Annotated in this window: 10 protein-coding genes and 1 pseudogene; all 11 read left to right on the top strand. The window is 36.9% G+C overall.

Annotation, left to right across the window (positions count from 1 at the left end; all coding sequences use genetic code 11):
- Window positions 1–18 precede the first annotated feature (18 nt).
- Window positions 19–393 (top strand): response regulator, encoded by a 375-nt coding sequence (locus tag AACZ49_RS17565; protein ID WP_339657460.1) that lies wholly within the window; start codon window positions 19–21, stop codon window positions 391–393.
- A 4-nt stretch (window positions 394–397) separates the two neighbouring features.
- Entirely contained in the window at window positions 398–1438 is a 1041-nt protein-coding gene (locus AACZ49_RS17560; protein ID WP_339657458.1) for an adenylate/guanylate cyclase domain-containing protein, read from the top strand.
- A 27-nt stretch (window positions 1439–1465) separates the two neighbouring features.
- Window positions 1466–2092 carry a Pycsar system effector family protein gene (locus tag AACZ49_RS17555; protein ID WP_339657457.1) on the top strand — a complete coding sequence of 209 codons (627 nt, stop codon included), beginning with the start codon at window positions 1466–1468 and terminating at the stop codon, window positions 2090–2092.
- 130 nt (window positions 2093–2222) lie between these two features.
- Entirely contained in the window at window positions 2223–3917 is a 1695-nt protein-coding gene (locus AACZ49_RS17550; protein WP_339657455.1) for a D-aminoacylase, read from the top strand.
- Window positions 3918–3927: 10 nt separating this feature from the next.
- A complete protein-coding gene (locus AACZ49_RS17545; protein ID WP_339657453.1) occupies window positions 3928–5289 on the top strand; it encodes a serine hydrolase domain-containing protein in 1362 nt (453 codons plus the stop codon).
- Between the two features lie 21 nt (window positions 5290–5310).
- Window positions 5311–6819 (top strand): serine hydrolase, encoded by a 1509-nt coding sequence (locus tag AACZ49_RS17540; protein WP_339657451.1) that lies wholly within the window; start codon window positions 5311–5313, stop codon window positions 6817–6819.
- 47 nt (window positions 6820–6866) lie between these two features.
- Window positions 6867–7619 (top strand): DUF6090 family protein, encoded by a 753-nt coding sequence (locus AACZ49_RS17535; protein WP_339657449.1) that lies wholly within the window; start codon window positions 6867–6869, stop codon window positions 7617–7619.
- Between the two features lie 13 nt (window positions 7620–7632).
- Window positions 7633–8814, top strand: coding sequence for a dipeptidase (locus AACZ49_RS17530; protein ID WP_339657447.1), 1182 nt, complete (start codon window positions 7633–7635; stop codon window positions 8812–8814).
- 287 nt (window positions 8815–9101) lie between these two features.
- On the top strand, window positions 9102–9812 hold the full coding sequence (locus AACZ49_RS17525; protein WP_339657445.1) for a DUF6090 family protein: 711 nt from the start codon (window positions 9102–9104) through the stop codon (window positions 9810–9812).
- A 12-nt stretch (window positions 9813–9824) separates the two neighbouring features.
- Window positions 9825–10577: a DUF6090 family protein gene (locus AACZ49_RS17520; protein ID WP_339657443.1), complete on the top strand. Its 753-nt coding sequence runs from the start codon at window positions 9825–9827 to the stop codon at window positions 10575–10577.
- Window positions 10578–10583: 6 nt separating this feature from the next.
- A pseudogene (locus AACZ49_RS17515) lies at window positions 10584–10733 on the top strand (DUF6090 family protein); the annotation flags it as partial.
- Window positions 10734–11336 lie beyond the last annotated feature (603 nt).

The following is an 11336-nucleotide window of genomic DNA, read 5'->3' as shown; positions in this document are numbered from 1 at the left end:
ATACAAAATAAACAGATTATGAAAATATTAGTTGTAGATGATGAACAAGATGTAAAAGTGTTGTTTCAACAGCGATTTAGAAAAGAAATACGCAAAGAAGAACTAGAATTTGTTTTTGCCTATTCTGGGGAAGATGCACTAAAAATCATGAAAACCATGAAACATGAAGCAGTACTTATTTTATCTGATATTAATATGCCGGGAATGAGCGGACTAGAATTATTGGAAAACATAAAAAAAAATTATGTAAAACCACCACTAATGGTCATGATGATTACTGCCTATGGTGATGATGAAAATAGAACAATGGCAAAAAACCTTGGTGCCGATGATTTCCTTACCAAACCATTAGACTTTTCACTTTTAAAAGATAAGCTGATAACCTTAACCTAAGACTATGGCAAAAATAATGGTAGTAGATGATGAGACGGATTTAGAAATACTCATCAAACAAAAATTTAGAAAACAAATTCGGCAGAATGAATATGAATTCGTTTTTGCAATAAATGGTCGTGACGCACTAGAGAAATTAGTTGAGAATCCAGGAATAGATATTGTTTTAAGTGATATCAATATGCCCGAGATGGATGGCCTTACACTACTCACTGAACTGCATGAATCTAGTCCGTTGATCAAATCGGTGATCGTATCGGCTTATGGTGATATGGAAAATATTCGTGTTGCCATGAACCGTGGTGCTTTTGACTTCATTACAAAACCCATCAACTTTGAAGATCTTACCTTGACCATGGAGAAAACCTTAAAACATGCTAGAGAAATTCGCAAAACCTTGCAGGCGATAAAGGAGAATAATATTCTAAGAATGTACGTAGACGAAAACGTACTTAATTTTATGGGTGGCCAAGAATATGAATCTAAAATTATGGCCAATGAAAGTATCGAGGGTACCGTAATGTTCGTAGATGTTTGTGGTTTTACAAAGATTAGTGAAACTACGAGTCCCGATGTCGTAGTAACCATGCTCAACACCTATTTCGACGCTATGGTGAAAGAAATTATGGAACAGGATGGAATAATCGATAAATTTATTGGTGATGCTGTAATGGCCGTATTTAGAGGGAAATACCATTTAGACCGTGCCATTGATGCCGCTCTTGCCATAAGAAACCAAGTCAACGGATTTCCGAATGTTGAAAATAAAGAGAATTTTAAACCCAAGGTATCCATAGGTATAAAAAGTGGTGAAATGATTTCGGGAAATATCGGCTCTGCAACCTTAAAACGACTCGATTATACCGTAATTGGAGATACCGTAAATACAGCTGCCAGATTACAAGACGCCGCAAAAGAAAATCAGATTGTTATATGTGAAAATTGCTATGAAAAAGTAAAAGAGGCTTTTAAATGTGAGAATTTAGGTAGTATCTCTATGAAAAACAAAGCGCAACCACTTACAGTCTTTAACGTATTAGAATAATTTATAAGAGCTTTTAAATTTTAAAACATGACCAAACCAGTACTACCTAAAAATAAAAAAACTAGCAAAAGAAAAGAAGAACAGCATATACTATCCGCTTTTGAAAAAAGATTACTTGACGAGCTTGAATCTAAGGGCCATGCAGAAGAATTGGTGGATCACTATTGGGGTGCCATTAATTATGTTTTTAGCTTAATAAAAGCTTCTGAGCTTAAAGCGGGACTTATACTCTCCTTTTACGGTATTATCCTAAACTTCATTTATCAAAGTGCAGCACCTGTTATGCATTCTGTTTCCAATACCATACTGTTCTATGTCTTTATCGGACTTTGGTTTGTGGCTACCACCATCTCCATTTTTTATAGTGTACGGTGTTTTATTCCAAAATTGGAAAGCGACTATAGTGACAATGTATTCTATTTCGGAGATGTCATCACCAAGTTTGGTACCATCAAAGAATTCTCGAAAAAATTCTACGATGTTAGTTTAAATGAGCAACAGGTTTTTGAACAATTGGGAGAACAAATTTATATCAATTCTAAAATTGCGGCTTGGAAATTCAGAAACGTACAAAGATCCATTCGGTTTTTGGCAATAAGTCTTATCCTATTGTTAGTAACTTCAGTGTACTATGGAGTACTTAGACTGTTCTAAACTACCCTATAGGTAGCCGCTAATATGCTTTCTCGGTTAGAAAATTTATATCGTTTTCTATAAAAAATATTGTTCAACTTTTAAATTCATTAAAACCATTTAATTTAAAAAACACTAAACCAACTTCCTGATGAAAACCTTATATTACTTTACTTCTATTATTTTTTTAGTTTTAATTATATCTTGTTCGAACACCGAATCGTTTGACATCCTAATTAAAAATGGCCAAATCGCTGATGGTACGGGTAAACCTATATTTCACGGGGATATTGGTATCAATGCAGATACCATTGCTGCCCTTGGAAATTTGGAAAATGCCAAAGGATTAAAAGAGATAGACGCCACTGGTTTGACTGTTGCTCCTGGCTTTATAAACATGCTTAGCTGGGCCAATGAATCATTAATAGAGGATGGAAAATCGCAAAGTGATATTCGGCAAGGGGTTACTTTGGAGGTTTTTGGAGAAGGATGGTCAATGGGACCTCTGACCGAAGCATCAAAAAAAGCGGTACAGGGGATTGGAGATGGTAACATCGATTATGATATTACTTGGGAAACACTAGATGGATATTTACAATTTCTTGAGGAAAAGGGAGTCTCTCCCAATATTGCTTCTTTTATAGGAGCTACAACGCTACGCATCAACACAATGGGCTTTGAAGACCGCGCCCCGACCGAGGAAGAAATGGAGGTCATGAAGGCGATGGTCAAAACCGCTATGGAAGAAGGAGCTATGGGTATTGGTTCTTCACTAATATATGCTCCTGGCTTTTATGCCGACACCCAAGAATTGATAGCGTTATGTAAAGTAGCCTCCGATTATGATGGCATGTACATTTCGCATATGCGCAGTGAGGGCAATCAACTTTTGGAAAGTCTTGACGAATTGATCCAAATTGCCGACGAGGCTAATATTCGAGCGGAAGTGTATCATTTAAAAATGGCCGGTAAGAATAATTGGAACAAATACGATGCTGTAGTCTCGAAAATTGATTCTGCTAGAGCAGCCGGATTAGAGATTACAACCGATATGTATACCTATACTGCTGGAGCTACTGGGCTTGATGCTTCTATGCCACCTTGGGTACAAGAAGGTGGGTATGCTAAATGGGCGGAGCGTTTGCAAGACCCTGCAATCAGAAAGAAGGTTGCCAAAGAGATGACGATTCCTACAGATGAATGGGAAAATCTATTATTGGCAACTGGGTCTTATGATAAAATCCTACTGATCGGATTTAAAAATGACAGCCTAAAATACTTGACCGGAAAGTCATTGGCCGAAGTAGCTAAACTACGCAATAAATCCCCCGAAGAAACGGCTATGGACCTGGTTGTACAGGATGGTAGCCGTGTGGGAACGGTTTATTTTTTAATGTCCGAAGAAAATGTAAAAAAACAACTGGCCCTTCCCTACATGAGTTTTGGCTCCGATGCTGATTCCTCGGCTCCAGAAGGAGTTTTTCTTGAAACCAGTAACCATCCACGAGCTTATGGCAATGTAGCCCGCCTTTTAGGCAAATATGTCCGTGATGAAAAAGTAATTCCCTTGGAAGAAGCAGTTTATAAATTGAGCGGACTACCTGCATCCAATTTAAAGATAAAAAGACGAGGTTCTTTGGCCGTGGGAAATTATGCAGACTTGGCCATTTTTGATGCCAACACCATTATCGATAAAGCCACATTTGACGAACCCCTTCAATTTTCGGAAGGCATGCTACACGTTTTTGTAAACGGAGCGCAGGTTTTAAAGGAAGGTGAACACACAGGCGCTACCCCAGGCAAAGTGGTACGTGGGCCGGGATGGACTGGGATAAATAAAAAGTAAAAAGAAAACTATGAACATATCAAAATGGCTATTGCTTTTTTCGCTTATAATCGCCCTTAGCTGCAAAAAAGAAGAAAATGCCCACACAGCTCCTATTTCAGATTTAGAAGTGTATTCGGACTCTCTTTTTCAGTCTAGTATAGATAGTATAAAAATTGCGGGTAGTGCCATTCTTGTGCATCAAAAAGGTAAAACCCTGCTTAAAAAAACATATGGCCAGGCCAGTTTAGAACTAGAGATGCCCATGCCCGAGAATGCGATTTTTGAAATCGGTTCTGTGACCAAACAGTTTACCGCGGTCGCTATCCTAAAATTGGTAGAGGCCGGTAAACTTTATCTGGAGGATGATTTTACGAAGTATTTGGATTATGATACGAAAGGAAGAAAAGTGACCATTGACCAATTACTCAATCACACCTCGGGTATTGCCAGTTATACCGAAATAGAGGAATTTGGAAGCCTTATTCCCCAAGAATTACCGAGGGACTCCTTATTGCGGATATTAGAAACGAAAGACTTTTTATTCGAACCAGGTGAAGCATTGATTTACAACAATTCCGCTTTCTTCTTCTTAGGGCTTATCATCGAAAAAATTACAGGGAAAACCTATGAAGAATATCTAAAAGAAAAAATTTTTGAGCCTCTTGGCATGAAGAATACGCATTACTGTTCCACCAGTAAAGTATTTAAAAACAAGGCGTATGGGTATGATTATACCCCAGATGGTCTCAACCAAAAACAGTATCTGAACCATACGTGGCCTTATGCCGCTGGTTCCCTATGTAGTACTACCGAAGATTTACTGATTTGGATGAAAGCGCTACACGGCGAAAAATTACTTACGAAAGAACAATACCAAAAACTCATCACCCCGAAAACTCTAAAAGATGGTACTCCCCTACGCTATGCCATGGGCCTTACTAATTTTAGCAACTATGGAAACCAAGAAATTGGCCATGGCGGTGGGATTAATGGATTTTTGTCACAGACCGTATATTTTCCGGAAGAAGATGTTTATATCATCTGTTTAACCAATACTACTGGACCCCATGGAGGTCAATTTTTTGTAAACAACCTGATGTGGAAACTGTTGGATAAAATAGAATATGAGGCCGTTGAATTAGATTTTGACCCAACTATAGTTGAAGGAACCTATTCTGGTCAGATCAGAGGTAGAAACAACAACATTGAGGTAAAAGCGATTACCGATGCGATTACCGTTGAGTCCAACAAAGATGGAAATATAGACACATTGACTACCTATATTGGTAATCATACTTGGATAGATGGCAATACCACCATTGACATTAAAGATGGGATTTTAGAAACGGATCAAGTCTATGGTCATTATATTTTTAAAAAGAATGAATAACATATCAAAACAAAGTAAATAATGAATTCCAGAAAATATTTGCAATGTATTTCCATAGCTCTCTTCGTTGTTTTAGGCGTTTCGGCCCAACAAAAAACGCCCAACAAAAAACTGGATGCCATGATTGTTCAAGGAATGAAAGATTGGAAAGTTCCTGGTTTAGCTACAATCGTTGTAAAAGATGGCGAAGTGGTATTTCAAAAAGCATACGGGGTTAAAAACTTGAAGACCAAAGAGGCAGTAGATGAAAATACCCTTTTCAACATGGCTTCTACAACCAAAGCAATCGTTGCCATTGCCATGGGGATGTTGGTGGACGACGGTAAACTTAATTGGGATGATAAAGTAACAGACCATGTTCCCTATTTTAAACTTTCCGATGTATACATTTCGGCAGATGCCCGAGTAAAGGATTTGTTAACCCATAATTTAGGAATCGGAAATGCGGATGCCCTATGGACTTTGGACAGTCTTTCTACAAAGGAAACGATTCAAAGATTTCAGTTTGCTGAGAAGACCTATCCCCTACGCGGCGGATTTACCTATCAAAATATAATGTATGCCGTTGCCGGTGAAGTTATTGCCGCAGCCAGCGGAAAACCGTGGAACGAATTTGTACAGCAACGCATTTTCAATCCTTTAGAGATGACTCGAACACAGGCCATAGCAGCCAATATTTTTAAGGCGGGCAACTATGTAACCCCTTATTTGAATGATATGGAAGAGGGACTAATAGAAGTAGATTACGGATTCTCCGATCAAATAGGTCCCGCGGGAATGATATGCTCTACGGCACACGATATGGGTAATTACTTAACTTTTTTAGTGAATGATGGAGTATTCAAATCGGATACGTTGCTACAACCTAAAACCTTCAAAAAACTTTTTGAGCCCCATTCCTTTTTGGGTACTACGGGAACCTACCCCACCAATGCCTTGACCAAACCCAATTGGAACACGTATGGGCTGGGATGGTTTCAACAAGACTACAAAGGGCATAAGTTAGATTTTCATACCGGTAGCCTGTTTGGTTTGATAGCCCTTGCAGGTATTATACATGACAAAGACTTGGCGGTCTATGTTTTTGCAAACTTAGACCATGCAGAATTACGGCATGCGATTATGTACAAGACGATGGATTTGTTCGCTTTTAACGATGATGGTCGAGATTGGCATACAGAGGTTTTTAATCTGTACCAAGGCTTTAAAAAAGAAGGAATTGAGAAAGTAAAGAAAGACGAAGCCGAACGTGTAAAAAACACCAAGCCAAGCTTGCCATTGTTAGATTATGAGGGTACTTATAAGAACAAGATGTTAGGTAGCGTACAAGTGGCGTTGCTTAACGGCAAATTGCAAATCAACTTTAATGAATTTATAACTTATAGTGCAGAACATTGGCACTATGACACTTTCATTACCAATAAGGACCCCCGTTTTTATAAGAAATTAAAAGTAAATTTTGACCTTAACGAAGCCGGTAAATCGAGCCGATTAAACATTATGGGAGAAGTATTTATAAAGAAAAAGTAACACACATATTTTAAAATATCAATTACCTAAAAAACAACTACCAAAGCATGATCAAACTTTTTAGAAACATACGCCAAAAACTTCTAGATGAAGGCAAAACCGGTAAATACCTAAAATATGCAGTGGGCGAAATAATTTTGGTAGTCATTGGGATTTTGATTGCTTTATCTATCAACCATTGGAACCAAGACCGACTTAACGGATTTGAAAAAAGAGATTTACTTTCCAAGCTACATGTGGAGTTTAAATCCAATAAAAAGGTCGTGGCAAACTTTAGAATTGCTGAAGAACGAGCTATTAAATCCGCAATGAATTTGATAAATCTAGTTGGCGCCACAGAAGAAGATTTATTAAGTCATAATTTAGATAGTTTACTATTTCTATCCTTCCCTTCTAATGAGCTAGCTTTTGCGGACAATGCAGTTAATAGCATTGTAGAAAACGGCCGTCTCAACCTTTTTGAAAACGACTCCATCACCGCACTCTTAAACCATTGGAATTCACTCACCGAAATTAGGAAAACACGCTTCGCAAAACTAGATTCGTGGAATAACGAGCATTTTTTACCTTTTTTGTTATCGCATATTTCTTTTAGGGAAATGGACAGTAATGCCAATTATGAATGGGCAGGAACCTCCAAAGTAAAGCCTAGCTATTATCCTTTATTTCAAAAAATTGAATTTGAAAATTTATTGGACAATTCATTATGGCTACATCAACAAATTATTTCTAGACTAGATGAAACGGATTTTCTGATTGATGACATTCTACAAGCAACTGGATCTAAAAACTATGATTAAATACGTATATACAATGAAAACCAAATTACTACTCTTCAGTTTATTTGCAACGTTGCAACTAAGCGCCCAGCGCTATCAACAAATGCATGACAAAGCAACTTTTGTAGATACACACAACGATTTTCTTACTCAAACTATGGAAAAGGATTTTGTTTTCGATACCGATTTAAAGGGTATCACCCACAGCGACCTTAATAGGATGAAAGAAGGTGGTGTGGACGTGCAGTTCTTCTCGGTTTGGAGCGATGGTGACCAACCCAACCCATATGCATTTGCCAATCGGCAACTAGATAGTTTGGATGCCGTTATAGAACGAAATCCTAATAAAATAGTAAAAGTCACCAATTCCACAGAACTTCTAAAAGTGGTGAAGCAGCATAAAATAGCTACATTTTCAGGGCTGGAAGGCGGTCATCAGTTTGAAAATGATCTGGACAAAATGGAAGCACTGTACAATCGTGGTGTACGGTATATTACTTTAACTTGGAACAATTCTACACCTTGGGCAACCAGTGCTTCGGATGAAACGAATCCAAAAGGCTTAAATAATTCCGAAGGAAAAAAAGGACTTACAGCGTTTGGTAAAAAAGTGGTTCAAAAAATGAATGCTTTGGGAATAATGGTAGATATCTCCCATGTTGGCGAGCAAACTTTTTACGATGCTATAGAAACCACCAAAAAGCCTGTTATCGCCTCTCACAGTTCGGTGTACGCCCTTTGTCCGCACAAACGAAATCTAAAGGACGATCAAATAAAAGCGGTCGCCAAAAATGGAGGCGTTATCCAGATCAATTTTAATTCAGGGTTTATAGACCCTTCCGTAGAACCAAGGGAATTGGCATTTCTAGAAAAGCACAAAGAAGAAATAGACTCCCTCGTAATAACCGGAATGTTGTTATACCACGCTGAAGAAGCTATGTACAGAAAGTATACTGATGAATCCTATGAACTTCGCGCACCTTTTGATTACGTTATTCAACACATAGAATACGTAATAAATCTCGTGGGTATAGATTATGTAGGAATTGGCTCTGATTTTGACGGCATCTATCAACCCCCAAAACAATTGGATGATGTAACCGATTATTCAAAAATTACAAAGGTCTTGGTAGATAAAGGATATAACAAAAAAGACATCGATAAAATACTTGGTGGTAATCTGTTACGGGTATTAAAAGCCAATGAAAGCAACTAAATATGATTAAATTCTTTATAAAAATCCGCCAGAACCTTCTCTAAGAAGGTAAGACCACCAAATACTTTAAATATGCGATTGGTGAAATTGTGTTGGTTGTCTTAGGAATCCTTTTGGCACTGGGCATTAATAATTGTAGTAACGAAAAACAGATAAGCAACTTATCATAGAAACTATTACGTTAAAAGACATCATCAAAACTGAACTACAGAATAATTAAAATCTTTCGCAAAATCCGCCAAAACCTTCTAAATGAAGGCAAGACCACCAAATACTTTAAATACGCCATGGGCGAGATTGTGCTCGTAGTTATTGGAATTTTGATTGCTTTGAGCATAAACAACTGGAACGAGTTACGTAAGGAGCGATCTAAAGAGCAAAAAATCTTAGTGGAATTGCTAAGCCAGTTTAAAGATAACCTTGTCCAACTTGAAGATAAAATGCATCAGCGAAAACTCATCATAAAAGGCTCAAAAAGAGCGCTTGAATTAATGGATACAAAAACAGTAGTTACTATGGATACACTTACTGCAATTTTGAGTCCCCTTATCCTTGCCCCAACTTTTGACCCAATAGATAATGAAATAATGACAGCCGAAAACCTGCAGCTTATTAGAAATGATTCTTTAAGGCACTATCTCACTACATTTTCATCTGGCATAGTCGATTTTAAAGACCAAGAATCTGAATGGGTGGACATTTACAGAAATATAATAGTTGAGCATTTAATAGATTTGGGTATTTCTCGAAATATACAAATCAGTTTTTTCTTAAGTCCGGATAACCTATCGTTCCTAAACGATAAAACAATGATAGAAGATATTAATATAACTGGTTCTAAAAATTTACCTGCTGTTGAAGAGATATTATCGGATAAAAAGTTGGAGGGGATTCTTGCAAGTGCTGTAACTCTGAACACGGGTCTTAACTGGGAATCTGATGGTTACAGGAAAAAAATAAAAACCATTGTAAAATTAATTGAAAACGAAATTGAATAAAATTACCCATAGATGATCAAATTCTTCCGCAATATCCGCAAAAATCTCCTCACAGAAGGCAAAACAACCAAATACTTTAAATATGCTGTTGGTGAAATAATACTCGTGGTTATTGGTATTTTGATTGCATTACAGATCAACAATTGGAACGAGAATAAGAGATACAAAAAGGAGATAAGGACGAAAATACAGGCGGTATTGTTGGATATGCGTCAAAATGATTTACAGATTAAGGCAATCCTAAAAGATTTGACCGAACAAAACCAAGCTGCCAAGTACATTATACCAATCATGGAATCGGAATCAAAAGTTATACAGGATTCTTTACGGTTCATAATGGATTTCAATTCCTTTACCACCACCCCTATTTTCACCCAACGGAACAACACTTGGGATTATCTGAGCACGAATGGGATGATGTCCGATTTAAATGATCAAGAATTGGTGAATTTATTGCAGAATTTTTACGACAACTTTAATGATATATCCATCAATTTCACGAATTCTGCCAACCCGGTAAGGCTAGAATTGAGACAATTGAAATATGAATTGTTCAAGAATTCAGAACATCGAAAATTTTTTCCAACCCAGCATCCTGTGGTTCCCCATAAACAAGTTTATGAAGCAATTTTAAATGATCAACGCATACTGCCGTTATGCCGCTTCATTGGAAGCACGGCTACGTACTTTGAATACAAAGTAAAGTACCTAGATCAACAGGCCCAAGGAATAATCAATTATCTAGAAACGAATTATAAATCCTAAAGAACAATGATTAAATTCTTCCATAAAATCCGCCAAAACTTGCTTAATGAAGGCAAGACCACCAATTACTTTAAATACGCCCTAGGCGAAATTGTACTAGTGGTAATTGGGATTTTGATTGCATTACAGATCAATAATTGGAACGAGAACAGAAAAAAAATATTGAGGAAAAAGCTATTTTAGAGAGCCTTTTAGAGAATTTAAATAGCAAAGATACAATCGTAACTTATTATTTTAGAAGAAGTTACGATTAAAATAAAACTGATAAGCATCCTTGGTGTTTCTACGAAACAGCATACTTTATAGTGCTATAATAATTACCGGTTCACTTTTTAATACCGCAGTATGGGACTTACAAAGCAACAAACCCACCTTTAACTCCTATAATAATTTAAAAAACACCAATAAACTCAGTTTGATAAAGGATAAAACAATAAATGAAAAATTTACAGATTTGGAGTTTAACCTGAACAAACTTATGAACTACTAAAAGACAATCCTCAATTCACTTTTACGCCTAGGGGTAAAATACAAGCAAAAGGGAAAGGTAAAATAGATAAGTATTTCGTTACGAAAACGCAAGTGAATACGTAATTAAAAGAATATTATATGCATTCGTTAACCATTTGATTCTTAACTACTATTTAATGATTAAATATTTCCTTGAAATTTGTTAACTCAACAAAAAATTTACTTTAAACAAAGGTAACCGTTGCACAAGCCTTTGATTAGAGATAACAACTATCGATATAAGCCTCT

This window comes from uncultured Maribacter sp., from assembly GCF_963975365.1.
Classification (GTDB): Bacteria; Bacteroidota; Bacteroidia; order Flavobacteriales; family Flavobacteriaceae; genus Maribacter.
Note: the sequence above shows the minus strand (reverse complement) of the source record. Positions and strands in the feature narration are given on the sequence as shown.